The following is a 23929-nucleotide window of genomic DNA, read 5'->3' as shown; positions in this document are numbered from 1 at the left end:
AAGAGGGAATGACCGACGACGTCCTCTTCCTCTCCGGCGACCAGGTGAGCCGGCTGCTCTCGACGGACGCGGCGATCGCCTCCCAGCGGGCCGCCTTCACCGCCCTCGGTTCCACCGGCGCCGATCTGCCCGGGAAGATCATGCACCCGAGCCGCTTCGACGACAGCGTGATGTTCGCGTACCTGTCCCGGCTCTCCGCGGACACCGGGGCGGTCGCGAAGATCGGCAGCGTCAACCCGGGCAACGCGCGGGCCGGGCTGCCCACCGTGCACGCCGTGGTCACCGCCCTGGACCCAGTCACGGGCCGCCTCGTCGCGGTCATGGACGGCACCGCGCTCACCACCCTGCGCACGGCCGCGGGCAGCGCCGTCGCCGTCGACGCGCTGGCCGGCCCCGACAGTACGGACCTCGCCGTGCTCGGCTCCGGCGTCCAGGCCCTCGCGCACGTCCGGGCCCTGTCCCGGGTGCGGGACCTGAAGTCCGTACGGCTGTGGAGCCCGACCGTGGCCAACCGGACCCGGGCCGCGCGGACCCTGACGGCCGAGCTGGGGATCGCCGTCGAACCGGTCGGCACCGCCGAGGAGGCCGTCACCGGTGCGTCGCTCGTCGCCGCCTGCACCCTGAGCGCCACGCCGGTGGTGCGCGGCGCGTGGCTGGCGCCCGGTTGCACGGTGGTGAGTGTCGGCTCCTTCGAACCGACCCGCCGCGAGGTCGACGCGGAGGTCGTACGGCGTTCCGCGGCCGTCGTCGTGGACGATCCGGAGACGGCGGCCCACCACGCCGGGCCCGTCGTGGCGGCACGGCTCACCCCCGAGGACCTCGTCCCCCTCGGCGGCCTGCTCACCGGCACGCACACCGCCCGCACCGGCCCCGGAGACATCGTCTACTACAACAGCGTCGGCCTCGGCATCCAGGACGCGGCGGCGGCCTGGGCCGTGATCGACGCGGCGCGGGAGACGGGCCGGTGAGGGCGGAGGTGGTGGTCGTCGGTGGTGGAGTGATGGGAGCGAGCATCGCCTGTCAGCTGGCCTGGGCCGGGGTGCGGGACGTGGTGCTCGTCGAGCGGGACGAACTCGCCGCCGGTTCCACCTCCAAGGCCGCCGGCGGAGTGCGGGCGCAGTTCTCCGACGAACTCAACATCCGGCTCGGCGCGCGCAGCCTGGAGGCCTTCGACCGGTTCGAGGCGGACACCGGACAGGACATCGGCCTGCACAAGGTCGGCTATCTGTTCCTGCTGTCCACCGCGGAGGAGGTCGCCTCCTTCGAGGCGGGCGTACGGCTGCAGAACTCCCTCGGCGTGCCCAGCCGGATGCTCGAGCCGGCCGAGGCCCAGCGGCTCTCCCCGCTCATCGCCACCCACGGACTGCTGGCCGCCGCCTACTCCCCGGACGACGGGCACTGCACCCCCGAGTCCGTCGTCCACGGCTACGCGGCCACCGCCCGCAGACACGGCGCCACCGTCCTGCGGCACACCGAGGTCACCGGCATCGACCTGCGCGGCGACACCATCACCGCGGTGCGCACCAGCAGGGGCCCGATCGCCACCGGCACGGTGATCTGCGCGGCCGGCGCCTGGTCGCGGGCCGTCGGCGCGATGGCCGGGGTCGACCTGCCCGTGACCCCGCTGCGCCGCCAGATCGCGGTCACCGAGCCGGTCCCCGGACTGCCGCCCGACCTCCCCATGACCATCGACTTCACCACCAGCCTCTACTTCCACGCCGAAGGCCCCGGCCTCCTCGTCGGTATGTCCGACCCCGACGAACGCCCCGGCTTCGACACCGGCACCCACGACCGCTGGATCCCCCGGTTGTACGAGGCCATGGAGCAGCGCGCCCCTTCCCTCCTCGACCTGCGCCGCACCGGCGGCTGGGCGGGCCTGTACGAACTCACCCCGGACCACAATGCCCTGATCGGCGAGGCGACTTCGGTCTCCCGTTTTCTCTACGCGACCGGCTTCTCCGGCCACGGCTTCCTCCAGGGACCCGCCGTCGGCGAGGTCGTCCGCGACCTGTACCTCGAGCGCGTACCCTTCGTGGACGTCAGCCCGCTGAGCGCCGACCGGTTCGCGGCCGACGCCCTTCGCCCGGAGGCCAACCGCGTATGAACGAGCTCCATCTGTGGCTGCGTCACGAGGTCCGCTCCACCGAGCGGCGCACCCCGGTCGTGCCGTCCGACGCGCGGCGGCTCGTCGACAGCGGCGTGACGGTGACCGTCGAGGAGTCCCCGCAGCGGATCTTCCCGGTCGAGGAGTACGAGAAGGCCGGCTGCCGGATCGCGAAGGCGGGCTCGTGGGTGTCGGCGCCGGGCGACGCCGTCGTCGTAGGACTGAAGGAGTTGCCGGACGAGCCCGCCGCGCTGTCCCACCGGCACGTCTTCTTCGGGCACGCCTACAAGCGGCAGCCCGGCGCCGGCGGGCTGCTGCGGCGGTTCGCGGCCGGGGGAGGGGCGCTGTACGACGTCGAGTACCTGGTGGACGAGGGCGGGCGGCGGCTGGCCGCCTTCGGGTTCTGGGCCGGATACCTCGGGGCCGCGCTCACCGTACTGCGGCACCGGGGTCGGCTCGACGCGCCGCTCGTCCCGACAGCCAAGGAAGAGCTGGATCAACGCCTGCGCGGCGAGGCGGAGTTCACCGCCCTCGTGATCGGCGCCCTCGGCCGCAGCGGCAAGGGCGCCTGCGAGGCCTTCCGGGCGGCCGGGATCGAGCCGACCCGCTGGGACCTCGCCGAGACCCGTGAGCTGGACCGCCCCGCCCTGCTCGCCCACGACGTCATGGTCAACGCGGTCCTCGCCACGACACCCGTGCCGCCCTTCCTCCGGGACGCCGACCTCGACGACCCCGCCCGCCGGCTGCGCACCCTGTGCGACGTGACCTGCGACGTCGGCTCGCCCCTGAACGTCCTGCCGATCTACGACCGCACCACCGACTGGACGGCACCGGCCCGGCGACTGCGCGAGCGACCGCCCCTGGACCTCATCGCCATCGACAACCTGCCGTCCCTGCTGCCGAGGGAGTCGTCCACCGACTTCTCGGCGGCGTTGCTGCCGCTCCTGCTGGAGTTCGAGTCCGGTCCCCCGTGGGTGCGCTGTCTGGGCCGGTTCCGGCAGGCCTGCGCCGAAGTCGGTATCGAGGAAGGGGAGTTCCGCCATGACTGACCTTGTTCTGGCGAGCGGCACCGTCCACTGGGTCGGCGCCGGTCTGTCCACCGGCAGCGGGCTTGCCCGGCTGTGCGACACGGCCGAACGGGTACGGCTGTGGCACCGCACCGAGGAGCGCGCCGCCGAGGCCCTGGAGCGGCTCGGTCTGACCGGACGGGCCGGGCCACGCGCGTTCACGCTCGACGCGCTGACCGCCGAACTGGCCCCCGGCGATGTCGTCGTGTCGATGCTGCCCGCCTCCGAGCACGCCGATCTGCTGGCCGTCTGCGTGTCCCGGCGGGCCCACTTCGCGTGCTCCAGCTATGTGTCCGACGCCGTGCTGGAGCAGGTGCCGGCGGCGGTCGAGGCCGGTCTGGTCGTGCTCACCGAGGCAGGCCTCGACCCGGGCATCGACCACCTCTTCGCCCACTCCCTCGTCGCCCGCGCCCGGGCGGCGATCGGCGCCGGTACGGCGGCCTCGTACAGCCTGACCTCGTACTGCGGCGGTGTCCCCGCGGAGCCGAACGACTTCCGCTACCGCTTCAGCTGGGCGCCCGCCGGTGTCCTCAACGCCCTGCGTTCGCCCGCGCGTTACATCGAGGACGGTGCCGAGACCACCGCCGCGCGTCCTTGGGAGGTGACCCGGCGGCATGTCGTCGAGGTGGAGGCCTTCGAGGTCTACCCCAACCGGGACAGCCTGCCCTTCGTCGAGCAGTACGAGCTCCCCGAAGAGTGGAAGCCGCGCGCCTTCGTCCGCGGCACCCTGCGTCTGGACGGCTGGTTGCGCGCCTGGGAGTCCGTCTTCGACGAGCTGAGGCGCGGCGACGACGGCCGGATCGCCGCGCTGGCACGTGAGCTGGCGGCCACCTATCCCACGACGGACACCGACCGGGACCGGGTCGTGCTCGTCGTCTCGCTCGACGTGGCGGGAGCCAACGACCAGACCTGGAAGGGCAGTTACCTGCTCGACCTGGTCGGGGACGAGGAGGAGAGCGCGATGGCCCGCTGTGTCTCGCGGCCCCTCGCGCTGGGAGTGCGCCACATCCTGGACGGCTCGCTGCCGCCGGGCCTGAGCCGTGCCGCCGAGACAGCGGCACGGTCGGCCGAGTGGCTGCGGGAACTCGCCCTGGAGGGAGTGGAGTTCACCTTGCGCGTCAGTCAGTGACGGAGTCAGTCGGTGACCGCCTCGTACACCAGCCGCTTGAGGTCCGGGAACATCGTGTGCGAGGACTTCGGCCGGACCTGGGTCATGAACTGGACCGTCAGATCGCGGGACGGGTCGACGAAGAAGGTCGTGGTCGCCACGCCGCTCCAGCCGAACGTGCCCAGACCCGCGGGGGCTCTCGTGCGGGACGGGTCGATGACCACCGAGACGCCGAGGCCGAAGCCGACGCCGTCGTTGCCGGGTTCGTCGTGGGCCGGGCGACTGCCGAAGGAGCGCAGGTCGGCGCCGCCCGGCAGGTGGTTGGTCGTCATCAGGTCGACCGTCTCGGGAGCGAGCAGCCGGGTGCCGTCGAGTTCGCCGCGGCGGCGCAGCAGTTCCATGAAGCGGTGGACGTCATGGGCCGAGGCCGCCATGCCGCCGCTGCCGGACAGGAACCGGGGGCGGCCGCGCAGCGGCAGCCCGGGGATCGGGGTTATCCGGCCCTCGTCGGTCTCGCCGTACAACTCCGCCAGTCGGTGCGCCTGTTCGTCCCCGACCTGGAATCCGGCATCGGTCATGCCGAGCGGGCGGAAGACGCGTGCGGCGAGGAACTCGTCCAGCGGCTGCCCGGAGACGACCTCGATGACCCGGCCGAGGACATTGGTGGCGACCGAGTAGTTCCACTGCGTGCCAGGGTCGAACTGGAGCGGCAGGCGTGCGTACACGTCGACGGTCTCGGCCAGGTCCGAGCCGGGCAGCACCGCGGACTCCAGGTTCGCCGCGCGATAGAGGGCGTCCACCGGGTGGGAGTGGTAGAAGGCGAAGGTCAGGCCCGCGGTGTGGGTCATTAGGTGGCGGATCAGCAGCGGTCCGGCGGCCGGGCGGGTGCGGACGTCGGCGCCGGTGCCCTCGACGTAGACCCGGGGCTCGGCGAAGGCCGGGAGGTGGCGGCCGACCGGGTCGTCCAGGTCCAGCTGCCCCTCCTCCACCAGCAGCAACGCCCCGACGGAGGTGACCGGCTTGGTCATGGAGTAGATCCGCCAGAGGGTGTCGGCCGTCACGGGCAGGCCGGCGGCCACGTCCCGCAGACCGTGCGTGGTCAGATGGGCGACGCGCCCTCCCCGGGAGACGGCGACCAGGAAACCGGGCAGCCGACCCTCGTCCACGTAATGGGCGAAGTGCTGGTCCAGGCGGTCCAGCGCCTTCGGGTCCAGACCGACCTCGACCGGTTCGACCTCTTGTCGCAGCTGTGCCATCGCTCTCCTCACGAATGCGGACGCCGAGGTGCTCCGGCATACCCAGCCGCAGCGGCCCGCGATCTCATCGTCGCGCAGGAACAGGTGTACGGTCCCGCGCATCGCCGGTCGAGCTGAAACGTCACGGCAGGGGCAGGGGCGCCCGGACGGCGGGGCGAGCGCGCGAGGACGAGGTGGGGGTTCACTTCTCGTCCGGGCCGAGGTAGACGACCAGGGCCGACTCCACCATGCGGTCGAAGTCATGGGTGCCGACGGCCGGCTGCAGGCTGCCCCAGCCCCACAGCTGGCCGACGCCGTGCAGGTTCGCCCAGAGCGAGCCCCCGACGAGCCGTGCGTCGACGTCGGGCCGGACCCGGGCGACCAGTTCCACCATGCGGCCGAACAGCGGAAGGCTGTGGTCGCGCAGCCGCAAGTGGCCGCTTTGCAACAGGTCGTGACGGAACATCAGTTCGTACATGCCCCGGTTGTCGACCGCGAACCGGAGGTAGGCGTGGGCCAGCGCCGTGAGTTGGGCGCGAGGGCCGCCGCTCTCGCCCTCGACGGCCCGTGCCGCCCGGTCCGCCAGCTCGACGAAGCCGCGGCGCGCGATGGCCGACAACAGCTCCAGATGCGTGGGGAAGTAGCGGCGCGGAGCCCCGTGCGAGACACCCGCCCGGCGGGCGATCGCCCGGAGAGTGAGCGCCTGGACGCCCTCCTCGGCCACCAGCTCCACGCCCACGTCCACCAGTCGGTCGCGCAGTCCTGCCTCGGATTGCCGCATGGGTCGTGTGTAGCAGCTCCGGGTAGACACCGTCTACAGCTCGGTCGCGGGAATGTCCGGCCCGGCCGGGCCCGTTTACCGGGACATGACTCAGGACCGGACTGAAGAGGCCTTGCTCCAGTTGCTCTCCGAGGGGCACGGGGGCGTACTGGTGACCCTCAAGCGCGACGGCCGCCCCCAGCTGTCGAACGTCAGCCACGCCTACTACCCCGACGAGCGGATCATCCGGGTCTCGATCACGGACGACCGCGCCAAGACCCGCAATCTGCGCCGGGATCCGAGGGCCTCGTACCACGTGACCAGCGCGGACCGCTGGGCGTACACCGTGGCCGAGGGCACCGCCGACCTCACGCCCGTCGCCGAGGACCCGCACGACGACACGGTCGAGGAACTCGTCCGCCTGTACCGCGATGTCCAGGGCGAACACCCCGACTGGGACGACTACCGGGCCGCGATGGTCCGGGACCGGCGACTGGTGCTGAGGCTGAAGGTGGACCGGGCGTACGGGATCCCGAAGCGCGGCTGAACCGGCACTAGGTCGGTCGGCGCAGGGCCGATGGCCGATGGTGCCGTGCGGGCGCGCTGCCTAGGCTGGCGAACCGAGCGCGCAGCCACGAGAAGAGGACCCGAGGCCCGTCAACGGCCGCAGTCACATCCGTATCGCCCGCCCCTCCCGTGACCTCGCCGCCGCCGAGCGCTTCTGGGGAGAAGGGCTGGGTCCGAGTGTCGTATGGCGGGCGCGGGGCGGGCCGGAACCCGGGGAGCACGATCTGCTGATGCTCGGCTGGCCCGACGCGGACTGGCATCTCGAACTCGTTCACGAGCCCGCCCGTCCCGTCGAGCCCCGGCCCACCGAGGAGGACCTCCTGGTGATCTACGTCGACGGCCTGGTGCCGGAGGACCTGCTCACGCGGCTCGAAGGGCACGGCGGCCAGCGCGTCGCGTCCCCCAACCCGTACTGGAACGAGTGGGGCGCCACGGTCGAGGATCCGGACGGATACCGGCTCGTGCTCTGTGAGCGTGGCTGGTCCCACACGTAGGCGTCCGGGCCCCGGCGCCGCAACGGCGCCGGGGCCCGGACGGCCGGGAGTCAGGCCGTCACCGTCTCCCGCTGGGCCGACTGCAGAGGCGCGCGTTCGCCGAGCAGCTCCGTCGGGACCTTGTGGGTCTCGCGGGCCGAGAGCGCGGCGATGACCGGCGGGACGCACAGGGCCGCGGTGAAGAAGGCCACCGCCGACCAGTCGTCGCCGTCCGGGCCCGCGATCTGCGCCGCGAAGGTCACCGCGAACCCGGCGACCGCGAAACCGATCTGGGTGCCGATGGCCATGCCGGACAGCCGGACCCGGGTGGAGAACATCTCGCCGTAGAAGGACGGCCACACGCCGTTCGCGGCGCTGTAGACGACACCGAAGGTCACGATGCCGAGGAGCAGGGTCAGCGGGTAGTTCCCGGTCGAGATCGACCACAGGTAGGCGAACATCATCGCCGCGCTGCCGGCCGCGCCGACCAGGAACACCGGGCGACGCCCGATGCGGTCCGAGAGCGTGGCCCACAGGGGGATCGCGGCGAGCGCGACGAGGTTCGCCAGCGCGCCCACCCACAGCATCGAGGAGCGGCTCATACCGACGGAGTCGCTCGTCGCGTACGCCAGCGCCCACACCGTGAAGATCGTGCTCACCGAGGCGACCAGCGCGCCCGCGATCACCCGCAGCACATCCGCCCAGTGCTCGCGCATCAGCACCGCCAGCGGCAGCTTCACCACGCCCTGCGTCGCCGCCTGCTGCTCGAAGGCCGGCGTCTCGTCCAGCTTGCGGCGGATGACATAGCCGGCCACGGCGACCGCGATGCTCATCCAGAACGGCACCCGCCAGCCCCACGACAGCAGTTGCTCCTCCGGCAGCGCGGCGATCGGGATGAAGACCAGGGTGGCGAGCAGTTGGCCGCCCTGGGTGCCGCTGAGGGTGAAGCTGGTGAAGAAGCCGCGCCGGTTCGGTGGCGCGTGCTCCAGTGTCATCGAGTTCGCGCTGGCCTGCTCACCGGCCGCGGAGATGCCCTGCAGGACCCGGCAGAGCACCAGCAGCACGGGAGCGAGCGTGCCGACCTGGTCCCGGGTGGGCAGGCAGCCGATCAGGAAGGTCGACAGACCCATGAGGATCAGCGTGAAGACCATGATCTTCTTACGGCCGAGGCGGTCGCCGTAGTGACCGAGGAAGAGCGCGCCGATCGGCCGGGCGGCGTACGCCACACCGAAGGTGGCCAGCGACAGCAGGGTCGCGGTGGCCGGGTCGGACTCGTCGAAGAAGACCTCGGGGAAGATCAGCGCGGCCGCGGAGCCGTAGATGAAGAAGTCGTAGTACTCCAGGGCGCTGCCGATCCACGCGGCGGTCGCGGCTTTCTTCGGCTGCCCGGGAGGGGCGGCGGGGGTGGGGACGGACACGGCGGCTCCTTTGAGGGAACTCCAACGTAGGCGGAGTGAGCGGAGGGGAGAAGGGCCGGATCTTCGGCTAATTAACCCACTGGATAGTTAGTCCCGGTGGGAAGGGATGTTGCGCCCGCGTTTCCCGGGTGTCAAGGGGTGGCGCCGAAGGGCCCGCTTTCGCGTGTGGCCCGCGGTCAGTCCGCCGCGCGCTCCGCGGTCAGGTACGCGATCACCATGTCGCCCAGCATCGTGCGGTAGTGCTCGCGCTGGGCGGGGTCGACGAGGTCGCGGCCGAACAGGGCGCCGAACGTGTGCCGGTTGGCGACCCGGAAGAAGCAGAAGGAGCTGATCATCGCGTGCAGGTCGACGGCGTCGACGTCGGCCGTGAACAGGCCGGACTCCTGGCCCGCCGCGAGGATGCGGCGGATCACGTCCAGTGCCGGTGAGCCGATCCTGCCCAGCTTCTCGGAGGCGGCGATGTGCTCGGCGCCGTGGATGTTCTCGATGCTGACCAGGCGGATGAAATCGGGGTGCGCCTCGTGGTGGTCGAAGGTCACCTCCGCCAGCCGCCGGATGGCGGCGACCGGGTCCAGATGCTCCACGTCGAGCTGCTGCTCGGCCTCGCGGATGACGCCGTACGCCCGCTCCAGGACGGCCGTGAACAGCTGCTCCTTGCCGCCGAAGTAGTAGTAGATCATCCGCTTCGTGGTGCGGGTGCGGGCGGCGATCTCGTCCACGCGGGCGCCGTCGTAGCCGGCGCGGGCGAACTCCCGGGTCGCCACGTCGAGGATCTCCGCCCGGGTGCGGGCGGCGTCCCGGACCCGTCCGCCGTTCGGTGCCTGTTCGTCGACGCTGGTCATCGGGTTCCTTCGGGCGAGGGCGGGTGACGCGATCGGTGTCGCGATTGTAAGAGCTCGCCGCGGGCCACTTCCTCCGGCCCGGGAAGAGTGCTATAGCTAACGTACTAGTTCGTACATTAGCTGCCCTGGAGGTCCGTGGTGACCAAGGACTCGTATCTCGTCGGACTGATCGGTTCTGGTATCGGACCCTCGCTCAGCCCGGCCCTCCACGAGCGGGAGGCGGACCGGCAGGGCCTCAGGTACGTGTACCGGCTGATCGACATCGACGTGCTCGGGGCGCCGCCCGAGCGGGTCGGCGACCTGGTGCGGGCCGCGCGTGACCTCGGCTTCGACGGGCTGAACATCACGCATCCGTGCAAGCAGCTCGTCATCGAGCACCTCGACGCGCTGTCCCCGCAGGCCGAGGCGCTCGGCGCGGTCAACACCGTCGTCTTCGACGGCGGCCGGGCCGTCGGCCACAACACCGACGTCACCGGCTTCGCCGCCTCCTTCGCGCGCGGACTGCCCGACGCGCCCCTGGAGCGGGTCGTCCAGCTCGGGGCGGGCGGCGCGGGCGCCGCCGTCGCGCACGCCACCCTCACCCTCGGCGCCGAGCGGGTCACCCTCGTCGACGCGCTGCCCGAGCGGGCGGCGAGCCTCGCCGACTCCCTCAACCGGCACTTCGGCGAGGGGCGGGCCGACGCGGCGTCCTTGGACCGGCTGGCCGGGCTCCTGCGCGGAGCCGACGGCATCGTCCACGCCACCCCCACCGGCATGGCCGCCCACCCCGGACTGCCCTTCCCGGCCGAGCTGCTGCAGCCCGGGCTGTGGGTCGCCGAGGTGGTCTACCGGCCGCTGGAGACCCAACTGGTGCGCACCGCCCGCGCCCTGGGCTGCCCCACGCTCGACGGCGGCGGCATGGCCGTGTTCCAGGCCGTGGACGCGTTCCGGCTGTTCACCGGGCGGGAGCCGGACAGCGCCCGGATGCTCGCGCAGTTCGCCGAGCTGGCCGACACCGTACCCGCCGGCAAATAGGAGCCGCCCCCATGCGTACGTCCATCGCCACCGTCTCCCTCAGCGGATCCCTCACCGAGAAGCTCACGGCCGCCGCCCGGGCCGGCTTCGACGGCGTGGAGATCTTCGAGAACGACCTGCTGGCCAGTCCGCTCACCCCCGAGGAGATCCGCGCCCGCTGCGCGGACCTGGGTCTGGGCATCGACCTCTACCAGCCGATGCGGGACATCGAGGCCGTGCCCGAGGAGGTCTTCGCCCGCAATCTGGGCCGGGCCCGGCACAAGTTCGAGCTGATGCGCCGCCTCGGCGCCGACACGGTCCTCGTCTGCTCCAGCGTGTCCCCGGACGCCGTGGACGACGACGACCTCGCCGCCCGGCAGCTCGGCGAACTGGCCGACCTGGCGCAGGGGTTCGGCATCCGCGTCGCCTACGAAGCCCTCGCCTGGGGGCGGCACGTCAACACCTACGACCACGCCTGGCGCATCGTCCAGCGCGCGGACCACCCCGCCCTCGGCACCTGCCTGGACAGCTTCCACATCCTCTCCCGGGGCTCCGACCCCAAGGGCATCGAGGACATCCCCGGCGCGAAGATCTTCTTCCTGCAGCTGGCCGACGCCCCGCTGCTCGGCATGGACGTCCTCCAGTGGAGCCGCCATCACCGCTGCTTCCCCGGACAGGGCGGCTTCGACGTCACGGGCCTGGTCCGGCACGTGCTGCTGACGGGATACGACGGCCCCCTGTCCCTGGAGGTCTTCAACGACGTCTTCCGCCAGTCCGAGGCGGGCCCCACCGCCGTGGACGCCCAGCGCTCCCTGCTGGTCCTGAAGGAGTCGGTCGGTCTGGCCGAACCACCCCCGCCCGTCGTCCCCACCGGCGTCGCCTTCGTCGAACTGCTCACCCCGGACGCCGAACCGGTCGCGTCGGTGCTGTCCGCCCTGGGCTTCGCCCGTACCGCCCGCCATCGCGGCAAGCCCGTCGACCTCTGGCAGCAGGGCGGCGCCCGCGTCCTGGTCAACACGGGAGGAGCCGCGCGGCGGGAGAGCGTCCAGCTCGCCGCCATCGGCCTGGAGTCCCCCGACCCCACGGCCGCCGCCCGCCGCGCCGAGGCCCTCCTCGCCCCGGTACTGCCCCGCCGCCGTGCCCCCGAGGACGCGGCGCTGGACGCGGTCGCCGCCCCGGACGGCACCGAACTGTTCTTCTGCGGCGCCCCGTCCGACTGGCGCGGCGACTTCGAGGAGGTGCCGCACACCCCCGCGGCCACCGGTGTGACCGGCGTCGACCATCTCGCGCTCACCCAGCCCTGGCACCACTTCGACGAGGCGACCCTCTTCCACCGCAGCGTGCTGGGCCTGGACGCCCGGCCGAGCGTCGACGTCGCGGACCCCTACGGGCTGCTGCGCAGCAGGGCCGTCGCCAACGCCGACGGCAGCGTCCGGATCGCCCTCACCGTCGGCGCGGCACCCGGGGACGACACCGTGCACGACCGGCACATCGCCCTGGCCACGGACGACGTCGTCGCGGCGGCCCGACGGTTCCGGGAGGCGGGCGGCCGCCTGCTCCCGGTTCCGGCCAACTACTACGACGACCTGGCGGCCCGCTTCGACTTCGCCGACGGCGAGCTGGAGACCTACCGCGAACTGGGCATCCTCTACGACCGGGACGTGGGCGGCGCCTTCCGGCACTGCTACACGCGGACCGTGGGCCGCGTCTTCTTCGAACTCGTCCAGCGCGACGACGGCTACCAGGGCTACGGCGCCGCGAACGCGCCGGTACGACTGGCGGCGCAGCACGGCGTGCGCGGGGTCACCGGCGGGTGACGGTGTCGGCCGACGGCCGGCGGTGCGGGTTCCGGTGGCTGGCCGTGGAGTCTCTGGCGGCCGGCGCTGGGGACTACTGGCGGCTGACCGTCCGGGTCACGCCGGCCAGGATCGTCGTGGCCAGGATCCAGCCCGCCAGTACCAGCACGTACGCCAGCCACTGCGCCCAGCCATCCGGCGCGTAGGCCGCCTCCTGGCCGAAGGAGATCACCGGGACCAGCAGGTCCAGGGTGAAGAACACCGGGTTGAAGTCCGGTGCCTCGGCCGGTTTCAGCGCGGCCGGCCGGTCGAGCGCGTAGGCGACCGACCCGATGGCGAGCAGGGACAGCAGCCAGGCGAAGGCACGCAGCGGGCGGAAGCCGTAGCCGACGGCGGCGTCCTGGACATGGCCCCACAGGCGGCCGTACCAGGAGAGGGTCGAGCGGTGGCGGCGCTGCTTGGCGAGCTGTACCAGCCGGGCGGCCCGGTCGTCACCACTGCGGCGGTAGGCGGCGGTCAACTGCTCGTATCCGTGCGGGTCGAAGGCGTCGCCGTCGCGCTCCAGCATGGGCAGGCGCCGCTCGACCGGTTCGTGCGGGGTGAGGAAGGTGTACGTCAGGTCCAGTACCCGCACCTCGTCCGGCAGCATCTCCGGTTCCAGGTCGAGCTGTTCGAGCTGGGAGCGGCGCAGATTGATCCGCCCCACGACCGGCGGGCCGAGGCGCAGCCAGATCTCGGCGATCACGGAGCTGCTCGCCCGCAGTGCCGTGCCGCCCGGGTTGGACAGGGTCGCGCGCAGCAGGTCCAGGCGCCCGGGTATGCGGGCGCCGCGCAGATCGATCCGGCCCTCGGCACGCAGCCGCCGCCCGAGCAGGTTGGCCCCGAGGTCCAGCGACTCGGCGTCGAGGACGGTGCCACCGGGGTGGCTCAGCGAGGCGTCCTCCAGGTTGATCGTGCCCGCGACCCGCGCGCCGTTGAGCTGGATCTCGCCCTCGGCGCGCAGTCCCGGCGCGCACAGGTCGTCCTCGATGGTGACCTGGTTGAGCCGCAGGGCGGGTCGGCCGGACTCACCGGCGGTCAGCTCCGCGCGCTCCAGGAACAGCGCCCCGGAGATCTGGGCGCCGCCGAGATGGACCGGGCCGCCGAACCGGCAGTCGGTGAGCCGAAGGCTGCCGTCCACCCGGGTACGGGCCGCCAACAGACCCGGCAGCACGGAGCCGCTGAGGTTGAGGTAGCTCAACTGGGCGCCGGAGACGTCGGGGACGGCGTCGAAGTGGCAGTCGCTCAGGCGTACGACGCTGTCGACGGCCGCGTACTTCAGGTTCAGTACGCCGGTGATCCGGGCGCCGGAGACCTTCACGGCGGCGATCTCCCCCGGTTCGCGCGGTCCGTTCAGAAGCAGCGCCCGCAACACCCGTGCGCGGACCGCCGGTTCGGGGTTCTCCTCGCGGAAGTCCACGGCCGTACCCGTGGCGAAGGCCCGCCAGACTCGCTGCTCGGCCGGTGTCAGATCGTTGATCTCCATCAGCCGCGACTCTGGCGGGCCTCCTGTGCCCTGTCAAACCGTCTCCCGACCCGCTCCACTCCGTCTCGCCGATGGGGGCACCTCCCACGCCCTTCGGGCAGTGAGGGAGGACCAGCAGGAGGTCCCCCACGGCCGGACCTACTTCGTGGACTCGACGGCGTGGCCGCCGAACTGGTTGCGCAGCGCCGCGATCATCTTCATCTGCGGCGAGTCGTCCTGGCGGGAGGCGAACCGGGCGAACAGCGACGCGGTGATCGCCGGGAGCGGCACGGCGTTGTCGATGGCGGCTTCCACGGTCCAGCGGCCCTCGCCGGAGTCCTCCGCGTAGCCGCGCAGCTTCTCCAGGTGCTCGTCCTCGTCGAGGGCGTTGACCGCGAGGTCCAGCAGCCAGGAACGGATGACCGTGCCCTCCTGCCAGGAGCGGAAGACCTCGCGCACATCGGTGACGGAGTCGACCTTCTCCAGCAGCTCCCAGCCCTCGGCGTAGGCCTGCATCATGGCGTACTCGATGCCGTTGTGGACCATCTTCGCGAAGTGGCCCGCGCCGACCTTGCCGGCGTGGACATAACCGTACGGCCCCTCCGGCTTGAGGGCGTCGAAGAACGGCTGGACCTTCGCCACGTGCTCGGCGTCGCCGCCGACCATCAGGGCGTAGCCGTTCTCCAGGCCCCAGACCCCGCCGGAGACACCGGCGTCGACGAAGCCGATGCCCTTCTCGCCCAGTTCCCGGGCGTGCTTCTCGTCGTCGGTCCAACGGGAGTTGCCGCCGTCGACCACGATGTCACCGGGGGAGAGGAGCTCCCCCAGTTCGTCCACGACGGACTGGGTGGCGGCGCCGGCCGGGACCATCACCCAGACCACGCGCGGGCCTTCGAGCCGGGAGACCAGTTCGCCGAGGCTTGTCACGTCGGCGAGGTCCGGGTTGCGGTCGTAGCCGATGACGGTGTGGCCCGCGCGGCGGATCCGCTCGCGCATGTTGCCGCCCATCTTGCCGAGGCCGATGAGTCCGAGCTGCATGATCAGTTCACTTCCTGAGTTCACGGTAGGCGGCCACGAGGGCAGCGGTGGAGGCGTCGAGGCCGTGGACCTCGGCACCTTCGGTGAGAGCGGGCTCGACGCGCTTGGCGAGGACCTTGCCGAGTTCCACGCCCCACTGGTCGAAGGAGTCGATGTTCCAGACGGCGCCCTGGACGAACACCTTGTGCTCGTAGAGGGCGATGAGCTGGCCGAGCACCGACGGGGTCAGCTCGCGGGCGAGGATCGTGGTCGTCGGGTGGTTGCCGCGGAAGGTGCGGTGCGGCACCTGTTCCTCGGCCACGCCCTCGGCGCGGACCTCCTCGGCGGTCTTGCCGAAGGCCAGCGCCTGGCCCTGGGCGAACAGGTTGGCCATCAGCAGGTCGTGCTGGGCCTTGAGTTCGTCGCTGAGCTCGTCGACCGGACGGGCGAAGCCGATGAGGTCGGCGGGGATCAGCTTGGTGCCCTGGTGGATCAACTGGTAGTAGGCGTGCTGCCCGTTGGTGCCGGGCGTACCCCACACCACCGGACCGGTCTGCCAGTCCACGGGGTGTCCGTCGCGGTCCACCGACTTGCCGTTGGACTCCATGTCGAGCTGCTGGAGGTAGGCGGTGAACTTCGACAGGTAGTGGCTGTACGGCAGGACCGCGTGCGACTGGGCGTCGAAGAAGTTGCCGTACCAGATGCCCAGCAGGCCCAGGATCAGCGGGGCGTTGGCCTCGGCGGGGGCGCTCTGGAAGTGCTCGTCGACGAGCCGGAAGCCGTCCAGCAGCTCCCGGAAGCGGTCCGGGCCGATGGCGATCATCAGGGACAGGCCGATCGCGGAGTCGAACGAGTACCGTCCGCCGACCCAGTCCCAGAACTCGAACATGTTGTCCGGGTCGATGCCGAACCCGGTGACCTTCTCCGCGTTGGTCGACAGCGCCACGAAGTGCTTGGCGACCGCCTTCTCCTCGCCGTCGAGCCCGGCCAGCAGCCAGGTGCGCGCCGAGGTGGCGTTGGTGATCGTCTCGATCGTGGTGAAGGTCTTCGACGCGACGATGAACAGGGTCTCCGCCGGGTCCAGGTCGCGGACCGCCTCGTGCAGGTCGGCGCCGTCGACGTTGGAGACAAAGCGGAAGGTCAACTCCCGTGCGGTGTACGGCCGCAGTGCCTCGTACGCCATCGCCGGGCCGAGGTCGGAGCCGCCGATGCCGATGTTGACGACGTTCCTGATGCGCTTGCCGGTGTGGCCGGTCCACGCGCCGGAGCGGACGCGCTCGGCGAACTCGCCCATCCTGTCGAGGACGGCGTGCACGCCGGGCACCACGTTCTCACCGTCGACCTCGACGACCGTCTCGCGCGGGGCGCGCAGCGCGGTGTGCAGCACCGCCCGGTCCTCGGTGAGGTTGATCCTGTCACCGCGGAACATCGCGTCGCGCAGTCCGAACACGTCGGTGGCGGCGGCCAGTTCCTGGAGCAGGGCGAGCGTCTCGTCGTTGACGAGGTGCTTGGAGTAGTCGATCCGCAGATCGCCGACGCGCACGACGTACCGCTCGGCGCGCTCGGGGTCCGCGGCGAACAGGTCCCGCAGATGGGCCTGCCACTCGGCGCGGTGGTCCTCCAGGGCGGTCCACTGGGGCCGCCGGGTGAGCCAGGGGGAGTCAGACATGAGAGGGGGTCTCCTCGCCCGCCTCGCCCCGCAGGGCGACGGCGTACATCTCGTCGGCGTCGAGGCGCCTGAGCTCCTCGGCGATGAGTTCGGAGGTGGTGCGGACCTTCAGCGCGAGGGTGCGCGAGGGCTGGCCCGGCAGGGTCAGCGTGGCCAGCGGGCCCTCGGGGCGGTCGATGACGATCTCGCCGCGCGCGGTGCCGAGCCGTACGGCGGTCACCACGGGCCCCGCCGTGACGACCCGGTCGATCTTCACCTTGAGCCGCGCCTCCAGCCAGCGCGCGAGCAGTTCGGCGGCGGGGTTGTCGGCCTCGGCCTCCACGGCGCCGGAGGTGATCTGCGCCTTGGCCTGGTCCAGGGCCGCGGCCAGCATCGAGCGCCACGGGGTGAGCCGGGTCCAGGCGAGGTCGGTGTCACCGGGCGCGTAGGAGCGGACCCGGGCCTGAAGGACCTCGAAGGCGTTCTCCACCGCGTACAGATCGGTGATCCGGCGCTGGGCCAGCGCGCCCAGCGGGTCCTTGGCGGGGTTCGCCGGCGCCTCCACCGGCCACCACACGACCACCGGGGCGTCCGGCAGCAGCAGCGGCAGGACGACCGAGTCGGCGTGGTCCGAGACCTCGCCGTAGGTCCGCAGGATCACCGTCTCGCCGGTGCCCGCGTCGGCGCCCACCCGGACCTCGGCGTCCAGCCGGGAGGCCTGGCGGTCGCGCGGGGTGCGGGCGTGCCGCTTGATGACGACCAGGGTGCGCGAGGGGTGCTCGTGCGAGGCCTCCTCGGCCGCCTTGATCGCGTCGTAGGCGTTCTCCTCGTCCGTGACGATGACCATCGTCAGGACCATGCCCACGGCGGGGGTGCCGATGGCGCGGCGGCCCCGTACAAGGGCCTTGTTGATCTTGCTTGCCGTGGTGTCGGTCAGGTCGATCTTCATGGCCTGCGCCAGCTCCGTCCGTCTCGTGCGAGCATCTCGTCGGCTTCCTCGGGTCCCCAGCTGCCCGAGGCGTACTGCGCCGGCTTGCCGTGCCCCGCCCAGTACTCCTCGATGGGGTCGAGGATCTTCCAGGACTCTTCCACTTCCTGGTGACGGGGGAACAAATTGGCGTCGCCGAGCAGGACGTCCAGGATGAGCCGCTCGTACGCCTCCGGGCTGGACTCCGTGAACGACTCGCCGTAGGCGAAGTCCATCGTCACGTCCCGGATCTCCATGGAGGTGCCGGGCACCTTGGAGCCGAAGCGGACCGTGACGCCTTCGTCGGGCTGGACGCGGATCACGATCGCGTTCTTGCCGAGCTCCTCCGTCGCCGTGTGGTCGAAGGGGGAGTGCGGCGCCTGCTGGAAGACCACCGCGATCTCGGTGACCCGGCGGCCGAGGCGCTTTCCGGTGCGCAGGTAGAAGGGGACGCCCGCCCAGCGGCGGTTGTCGACCTCCAGCTTGATCGCGGCGTAGGTGTCCGTGGTCGAGGCCGGGTCGATGCCGTCCTCCTGGAGGTAGCCGCGCACCTTCTCGCCGCCCTGCCAGCCCGGCGCGTACTGCCCGCGCACCGTGTGCAGGCCCAGGTCCGAGGGGAGCTTCACGGCCTTGAGGACCTTCAGCTTCTCCATCAGCAGCGCGCTGGCGTCGAAGGCGGCCGGCTCCTCCATCGCGGTGAGCGCCATCAGCTGGAGCAGATGGTTCTGGATGACGTCACGGGCCGAGCCGATGCCGTCGTAGTAGCCCGCCCGGCCGCCGATGCCGATGTCCTCGGCCATCGTGATCTGGACGTGGTCCACGTACGACCGGTTCCAGATCGGTTCGAACATCTGGTTGGCGAAGCGCAGCGCCAGGATGTTCTGGACGGTCTCCTTGCCCAGGTAGTGGTCGATCCGGAAGACCTGCTCCGGGTCGAACACGTCGTGCACGATCGCGTTCAGCTCCCGCGCGCTGCCCAGGTCGTGGCCGAACGGCTTCTCGATGACCGCACGCCGCCAGGACCCCTCGGGCGCGTTCGCGAGGCCGTGCTTCTTCAGCTGCTGGACGACCTTCGGGAAGAACTTCGGCGGCACGGAGAGATAGAAGGCGTAGTTGCCGCTGGTGCCCCGCGAGGAGTCCAACTCCTCGACTGCGGAGCGCAGTTGCTTGAACGCCTGGTCGTCGTCGAAGTCACCCGGGATGAACCGCATGCCCTCGGCGAGCTGCTGCCAGACCTCCTCGCGGAAGGGGGTGCGGGCGTGCTCCTTGACCGCGTCGTGCACGACCTGCGCGAAGTCCTGGTCCTCCCAGTCCCGGCGGGCGAACCCGACGAGGGAGAAGCCCGGCGGCAGCAGACCGCGGTTGGCGAGGTCGTAGACGGCCGGCATCAGCTTCTTGCGGGACAGGTCGCCGGTGACGCCGAAGATGACGAGCCCGGAGGGCCCGGCGATCCTCGGCAGCCGCCGGTCGCGCGCGTCGCGCAGCGGGTTGGTCCATTCGGTGCTCATCAGACCCCCTTGGAGTCGAGCGACTTGGCGACCGCGTCCAGCAGTTCCTGCCAGGCGGCCTCGAACTTGGCGACGCCCTCGTCCTCCAGCCGGGTGACGACCTCGTCGTAGGAGATGCCGAGGCGCTCCACGGCCGCGAGGTCGGCGCGGGCCCGGGCGTAGCCGCCGGTGACGGTGTCGCCGGTGATCACGCCGTGGTCGGCGGTGGCGTTCAGGGTGCCCTCCGGCATGGTGTTGACCGTGCCGGGGGCGACCAGCTCGTCGACGTAGAGGGTGTCCTTGTACGCCGGGTCCTTCACTCCGGTGGAGGCCCACAGCGGGCGCTGCTCGTGGGCGCCGGCGGAGCCCAGCTTCAGCCACCGGTCGGACGCGAAGACCTCCTGGTACGCCTCGTAGGCGAGGCGGGCGTTGGCGAGGGCGGCGCGGCCCTTGAGCGCGAGCGCCTCCTCGGTGCCGAGGACGGTCAGCCGCTTGTCGATCTCGCTGTCCACGCGGGAGACGAAGAACGACGCCACGGAGTGGATCGCCGACAGGTCGTGGCCCCGCTCGGCGGCCTTCTCCAGGCCCAGCAGGTAGGCGTCCATGACCTCGCGGTAGCGCTCCAGGGAGAAGACCAGCGTGACGTTGACGCTGATGCCCTCGGCGAGGACCGCGGTGATGGCGGGCAGACCCGCCGGGGTCGCCGGGATCTTGATCATGACGTTGGGTCGGTCGACCAGCCAGGCCAGCTGCTTGGCCTCGGCGACGGTGGCCGCCGTGTCGTGGGCGAGCCGCGGGTCGACCTCGATGGAGACCCGGCCGTCCCGGCCGCCGGTCGCGTCGTGCACCGGACGCAGGACGTCGGCGGCGGCGCGCACGTCGGCGGTCGTCATCATCCGTACGGCCTCGTCGACCGTGACCCCGCGCACGGCGAGATCGGCGAGCTGCTCCTCGTAGCCGTCGCCGGAGCCGATGGCGGCCTGGAAGATGGACGGGTTGGTGGTCACACCCACCACGTGGCGCGTGGCGACGAGTTCGGCGAGGTTGCCGGAGGCGATCCGCTTACGGGACAGGTCGTCCAGCCAGATGGAGACGCCCTCGTCGGAGAGGCGCCGGAGTGCTTCGGTCACTGTGATCATCTTCTTTCTGGCGGTCGGATCAACGGCGCGCGGCAGCGAGGCCCGTTGTTGAATTGAGAGCGGCCCGCGCCGCCGCGGCGACGTTCTCGGCGGTGAAGCCGTACTCGGCGAACAGGGTCCGGGCGTCGGCCGAGGCGCCGAAGTGTTCGAGGGAGACAATGCGTCCTGCGTCACCAACGAACCGGTACCACGTCAGACCGATCCCGGCTTCGACGGCGACGCGCGCTCGCACGGACGGCGGAACGACGGCGTCCCGGTACTCGCGCGGCTGCTGCTCGAACCACTCCACGGACGGCATCGACACCACCCGGGTGCCGACCCCCTCGGCCTCGAGAAGCTCTCGCGCGGCGACGGCGAGCTGGACCTCGGAGCCGGTGGCGATCAGTACGACGTCCGGCGTCTCGGTGGAGGAGTCGCGCAGGACGTAACCGCCCTTGGCCGCGTCCTCGTTGCGCTCGTACGTCGGTACGCCCTGGCGGGTCAGCGCGAGGCCGTGCGGGGCCGGGTCGGTGGCGTGCCGGCGCAGGATCTCCGCCCAGGCGACGGCGGTCTCGTTGGCGTCGGCGGGCCGCACGATGTTCAGGCCCGGGATGGCGCGCAGCGAGGCGAGGTGCTCGACCGGCTGGTGGGTGGGGCCGTCCTCGCCGAGGCCGATGGAGTCGTGCGTCCACACATAGGTGACGGGCAGCTGCATCAGCGCGGACATCCGGACGGCGTTGCGCATGTAGTCGGAGAAGACCAGGAACGTGCCGCCGTAGACGCGGGTGTTGCCGTGCAGGGCGATGCCGTTCATCTCCGCGGCCATGGAGAACTCGCGGATGCCGAAGTGGACGGTGCGGCCGTAGGGGTCGGCCTCCGGCAGCGGGTTGCCCTTCGGCAGGAAGGAGCTGGTCTTGTCGATGGTGGTGTTGTTGGAGCCGGCCAGATCGGCGGAGCCGCCCCACAGCTCGGGCAGGACCGCGCCGAGCGCCTGGAGGACCTTGCCGGAGGCGGCGCGGGTTGCGACGGACCTGCCGGGCTCGAACACCGGCAGCGAGGATTCCCAGCCCTCGGGGAGCTGGCCGGCGACGACCCGGTCGAACAGCCGGGCGCGCTCGGGGTTGGCGCCCCGCCACTTGTCGAGCTGCTTGTCCCAGGCGGCGTGCGCCTCGGCGCCCCGGTCGAGGGCGCGGCGGCTGTGCGCCAGCACCTCGTCGGCGACCTCGAAGGTCCGCGCCGGGTCGAAGCCCAGCAGCCGCTTGGTCGCGTCGATCTCGTCCTCGCCGAGCGCGGAGCCGTGGGAGGCCTCGGTGTTGCGCGCGTTCGGGGCGGGCCAGGCGATGATCGTGCGCATCGCGATGATCGAGGGGCGCTCGGTCTCCTCCTGGGCGGCCCTGAGCGCCGCGTACAGGGCGTGGACGTCGACGTCGCCGTCCTCGGTGGGCTCGATGCGCTGGGTGTGCCAGCCGTAGGCCTCGTAGCGCCCCAGCACGTCCTCGGAGAACGCGGTCGCGGTGTCGCCCTCGATGGAGATGTGGTTGTCGTCGTAGACGAGGACGAGGTTGCCGAGCTTCTGGTGGCCCGCGAGCGAGGAGGCCTCGGCGGCGACGCCCTCCTCCAGGTCGCCGTCGGAGACGATCGCCCAGACGGTGTGGTCGAAGGGGGACTCGCCCTCGGGGGCCTCGGGGTCGAACAGACCGCGCTCGTAGCGGGCGGCCATCGCCATGCCCACCGCGTTGGCGAGGCCCTGCCCGAGCGGCCCGGTGGTGGTCTCGACGCCGGCGGTGTGGCCGTACTCGGGGTGACCGGGCGTCTTCGAACCCTGGGTGCGGAACGCCTTGAGGTCGTCGAGCTCCAGCTCGTACCCGGCGAGGAAGAGCTGGGTGTAGAGGGTCAGCGAGGTGTGGCCGGGGGAGAGAACGAAACGATCCCGCCCGGTCCACTCGGGATCGGCGGGATCGTGGCGCATCACCTTCTGAAAGAGCGTGTACGCGGCGGGTGCGAGGCTCATCGCGGTTCCCGGGTGACCGTTGCCGACCTTCTGCACGGCATCCGCGGCCAGCAGGCGCGCGGTGTCGACGGCACGCCGGTCGAGTTCGGTCCAGTCGAAGCGGTCCGGTGTCTGCGTGCTCATCTGTGCCCTGTCCTCTTCAAGAGTTCATCGAATGCTGCATCGTTCCTGGTGAGACGCGTTCAACTGTAAAAGTATGACTTTTTCGAGGAAAGGTCGGGGTGTGTCAGCCTGTGGTGAAAGTGGGACACCGGACGGCCGGCTGAGGCGGTACATGAGGGACATGGCAGGCAGAGCTGCACAAGGCGCCGGTGGCGGCGAGGACGGCATCAGGACGTTCCCCTTCCCGGTGGATCTGAGCGTGCTCGGCGTCGGCATGCAGGTCGGCCCGATGGGCCCCGGCCGCACCTGGCACGCCGAGGCGCCGCTGGACCGGGTGCACCGCATCGAATTCCACGTCGTGATGCTGTTCGACGAGGGGCCGGTCCGGCACATGATCGACTTCACCGAGTACGAGGCGGGCGTCGGCGACCTGCTGTGGATCCGCCCCGGCCAGATCCATCGCTTCTCGCCCACCAGTGAGTACCGGGGAACCGTCCTGACCATGCAGCCCGGTTTCCTGCCCCGCCAGACGGTCGAGGCGACCGGCCTCTACCGCTACGACCTGCCGCCCCTGCTCCACCCCGACGCACCCCACCTCACCGCGCTGCGCACCTCGTTGGCCCAGCTCCGTCGCGAGTACGAGGACACGACCACGCTTCCCCTGAGCCTGCACACGGCGGTCCTGCGCCACTCCCTGTCAGCGTTCCTGCTCCGCCTCGCGCACCTGGCAGCCAGTTCCCAGGACGCCGCCCGCCGCGACGCGGGCTCGACCTTCACCCTCTTCCGGGACGCGGTGGAACGAGGCTTCGCCACCAACCACAGCGTCAGCGCGTACGCCGATCAGCTCGGGTACTCCCGGCGCACCCTCGTCCGAGCGGTCCGGGCGGCGACCGGCGAGACCCCGAAGGGCTTCATCGACAAGCGGGTCGTCCTGGAGGCGAAGCGCCTGCTGGCCCACACGGACCTGCCGATCGGCCGGGTGGGCGCGGCGGTGGGCTTTCCGGACGCGGCGAACTTCAGCAAGTTCTTCCAGCAGCACACGGACGTGACCCCGGCCGTGTTCCGGACGGAACTCCGCTAGTGGTTACGTCGCGTCGAGTGATCTCAGCTGATCGGCCGGCCGCCGGTCCCCATCCGGTGCACCCCCCGCGGTGACAGGGTCATCGGGCCGATCCAGCCCCGGTGGACCAGGGCGATCTGGGAGGGCAGCGGGGTCACCGGGTCGACGTCCCTGCCGTGGGACCAGTTCCGGAAGAGTCCCTCGGTGGTCTCGACGGCGGATACCACCAGGGTCACCCGCTCGTCGTCGGCGCCCCAGGTGTGCCACAACGCCCAGCCCTCGGACCGGGGTTCGACACCGAGCCGCGCGCAGCCCTTCTCGTACTCCTCCGTGATCCCGGGGCGAAGGATCGCGGCGGCGACGAGGCGGACGAAGGGCCGGTCCTCCTCAAGGCAGCCGTCGCCGTCGAAGTGGTAGTGGTGCACCGCTCTGGCCAGGGCGTTCACCCGGCGCTGGAGCGGGGTGGCGTGCTCGGGGTCCGCGGGCGGCGCGTACCAGTCCTCCTCGGACGCCGCGAGCGTGACCTGATGCGCGAGGCGCTCGATCTCGCGCAGGTACTCCAGCTCTGTGGGCATGGCGCGCAGTCTCGCATTGAAAGAGACGCCGGCGGCCCGAATTTCCGTGCGGGCATCGGACCGCCGACGGCTCACCG

General features: G+C 71.5%; 21 protein-coding genes. 9 read left to right on the top strand and 12 right to left on the bottom strand.

Features of this window, described 5'->3' with window-relative positions; all coding sequences use genetic code 11:
* Positions 1-8: 8 nt before the first annotated feature.
* The 4 genes from ACWDRW_RS12930 to ACWDRW_RS12915 are packed head-to-tail and all read left to right on the top strand — an operon-like array spanning position 9 to position 4300.
* A complete protein-coding gene (locus ACWDRW_RS12930; RefSeq protein WP_451722654.1) occupies positions 9-968 on the top strand; it encodes an ornithine cyclodeaminase family protein in 960 nt (319 codons plus the stop codon).
* On the top strand, positions 965-2104 hold the full coding sequence (locus ACWDRW_RS12925; RefSeq protein ID WP_451722651.1) for an NAD(P)/FAD-dependent oxidoreductase: 1140 nt from the start codon (positions 965-967) through the stop codon (positions 2102-2104). The genes ACWDRW_RS12930 and ACWDRW_RS12925 overlap by 4 nt, the downstream gene beginning before the upstream one ends.
* Positions 2101-3153 (top strand): saccharopine dehydrogenase, encoded by a 1053-nt coding sequence (locus ACWDRW_RS12920; protein ID WP_451722650.1) that lies wholly within the window; start codon positions 2101-2103, stop codon positions 3151-3153. Before ACWDRW_RS12925 ends, ACWDRW_RS12920 begins: the two co-directional genes overlap by 4 nt.
* On the top strand, positions 3146-4300 hold the full coding sequence (locus ACWDRW_RS12915; protein ID WP_451722649.1) for a saccharopine dehydrogenase family protein: 1155 nt from the start codon (positions 3146-3148) through the stop codon (positions 4298-4300). Before ACWDRW_RS12920 ends, ACWDRW_RS12915 begins: the two co-directional genes overlap by 8 nt.
* A gap of 5 nt (positions 4301-4305) precedes the next feature.
* Here the strand turns inward: ACWDRW_RS12915 and ACWDRW_RS12910 are convergent, their stop codons facing one another.
* Both ACWDRW_RS12910 and ACWDRW_RS12905 read right to left on the bottom strand, forming a co-directional pair.
* Positions 4306-5535 carry a serine hydrolase domain-containing protein gene (locus ACWDRW_RS12910; RefSeq protein WP_451722647.1) on the bottom strand — a complete coding sequence of 410 codons (1230 nt, stop codon included), beginning with the start codon at positions 5533-5535 and terminating at the stop codon, positions 4306-4308.
* A 181-nt stretch (positions 5536-5716) separates the two neighbouring features.
* A complete protein-coding gene (locus tag ACWDRW_RS12905) occupies positions 5717-6295 on the bottom strand; it encodes a TetR/AcrR family transcriptional regulator (protein ID WP_451722645.1) in 579 nt (192 codons plus the stop codon).
* Between the two features lie 85 nt (positions 6296-6380).
* On the opposite strand from ACWDRW_RS12905, the gene ACWDRW_RS12900 reads away from it, so the two are divergent.
* Entirely contained in the window at positions 6381-6821 is a 441-nt protein-coding gene (locus tag ACWDRW_RS12900) for a PPOX class F420-dependent oxidoreductase (RefSeq protein ID WP_451722644.1), read from the top strand.
* 127 nt (positions 6822-6948) lie between these two features.
* Positions 6949-7335, top strand: a complete 387-nt coding sequence (locus ACWDRW_RS12895; protein ID WP_451722706.1) for a VOC family protein — start codon at positions 6949-6951, stop codon at positions 7333-7335.
* Positions 7336-7385: 50 nt separating this feature from the next.
* Here ACWDRW_RS12895 and ACWDRW_RS12890 read toward each other — a convergent pair whose 3' ends face one another.
* On the bottom strand, positions 7386-8732 hold the full coding sequence (locus tag ACWDRW_RS12890; protein WP_451722642.1) for an MFS transporter: 1347 nt from the start codon (positions 8730-8732) through the stop codon (positions 7386-7388).
* A 176-nt stretch (positions 8733-8908) separates the two neighbouring features.
* Positions 8909-9574 carry a TetR family transcriptional regulator gene (locus tag ACWDRW_RS12885; protein WP_451722641.1) on the bottom strand — a complete coding sequence of 222 codons (666 nt, stop codon included), beginning with the start codon at positions 9572-9574 and terminating at the stop codon, positions 8909-8911.
* Positions 9575-9712: 138 nt separating this feature from the next.
* Here ACWDRW_RS12885 and ACWDRW_RS12880 point away from each other — a divergent pair, with 138 nt between their 5' ends.
* Positions 9713-10588: a shikimate dehydrogenase gene (locus tag ACWDRW_RS12880; RefSeq protein ID WP_451722639.1), complete on the top strand. Its 876-nt coding sequence runs from the start codon at positions 9713-9715 to the stop codon at positions 10586-10588.
* Positions 10589-10599: 11 nt separating this feature from the next.
* Positions 10600-12384, top strand: coding sequence for a bifunctional sugar phosphate isomerase/epimerase/4-hydroxyphenylpyruvate dioxygenase family protein (locus ACWDRW_RS12875; protein ID WP_451722637.1), 1785 nt, complete (start codon positions 10600-10602; stop codon positions 12382-12384).
* Positions 12385-12457: 73 nt separating this feature from the next.
* Here ACWDRW_RS12875 and ACWDRW_RS12870 read toward each other — a convergent pair whose 3' ends face one another.
* The 7 genes from ACWDRW_RS12870 to tkt all read right to left on the bottom strand — a co-directional run bounded on the left by ACWDRW_RS12870 (position 12458) and on the right by tkt (position 22238).
* On the bottom strand, positions 12458-13888 hold the full coding sequence (locus ACWDRW_RS12870; RefSeq protein WP_451722633.1) for a membrane-associated oxidoreductase: 1431 nt from the start codon (positions 13886-13888) through the stop codon (positions 12458-12460).
* Positions 13889-14026: 138 nt separating this feature from the next.
* Positions 14027-14905 carry a phosphogluconate dehydrogenase (NAD(+)-dependent, decarboxylating) gene (gene gnd, locus ACWDRW_RS12865; protein ID WP_451722632.1) on the bottom strand — a complete coding sequence of 293 codons (879 nt, stop codon included), beginning with the start codon at positions 14903-14905 and terminating at the stop codon, positions 14027-14029.
* A gap of 7 nt (positions 14906-14912) precedes the next feature.
* Positions 14913-16553 (bottom strand): glucose-6-phosphate isomerase, encoded by a 1641-nt coding sequence (gene pgi, locus ACWDRW_RS12860; RefSeq protein WP_451722629.1) that lies wholly within the window; start codon positions 16551-16553, stop codon positions 14913-14915.
* Positions 16546-17481 carry a glucose-6-phosphate dehydrogenase assembly protein OpcA gene (gene opcA, locus ACWDRW_RS12855; protein ID WP_451722627.1) on the bottom strand — a complete coding sequence of 312 codons (936 nt, stop codon included), beginning with the start codon at positions 17479-17481 and terminating at the stop codon, positions 16546-16548. Before opcA ends, pgi begins: the two co-directional genes overlap by 8 nt.
* Entirely contained in the window at positions 17478-19007 is a 1530-nt protein-coding gene (gene zwf, locus ACWDRW_RS12850) for a glucose-6-phosphate dehydrogenase (RefSeq protein WP_451722625.1), read from the bottom strand. Before zwf ends, opcA begins: the two co-directional genes overlap by 4 nt.
* Positions 19007-20125 (bottom strand): transaldolase, encoded by a 1119-nt coding sequence (gene tal / locus ACWDRW_RS12845; RefSeq protein ID WP_451722623.1) that lies wholly within the window; start codon positions 20123-20125, stop codon positions 19007-19009. The genes zwf and tal overlap by 1 nt, the downstream gene beginning before the upstream one ends.
* Positions 20126-20144: 19 nt before the next feature.
* Positions 20145-22238 (bottom strand): transketolase, encoded by a 2094-nt coding sequence (gene tkt, locus ACWDRW_RS12840; protein WP_451722620.1) that lies wholly within the window; start codon positions 22236-22238, stop codon positions 20145-20147.
* A gap of 160 nt (positions 22239-22398) precedes the next feature.
* Here tkt and ACWDRW_RS12835 point away from each other — a divergent pair, with 160 nt between their 5' ends.
* Positions 22399-23298, top strand: coding sequence for an AraC family transcriptional regulator (locus ACWDRW_RS12835; protein ID WP_451722618.1), 900 nt, complete (start codon positions 22399-22401; stop codon positions 23296-23298).
* 23 nt (positions 23299-23321) lie between these two features.
* Here the strand turns inward: ACWDRW_RS12835 and ACWDRW_RS12830 are convergent, their stop codons facing one another.
* On the bottom strand, positions 23322-23852 hold the full coding sequence (locus ACWDRW_RS12830; protein ID WP_451722616.1) for a hypothetical protein: 531 nt from the start codon (positions 23850-23852) through the stop codon (positions 23322-23324).
* Positions 23853-23929 lie beyond the last annotated feature (77 nt).

It is taken from the genome of Streptomyces sp. NPDC003635, assembly GCF_053587635.1.
This window is presented reverse-complemented; position numbering and strand designations above follow the sequence as displayed.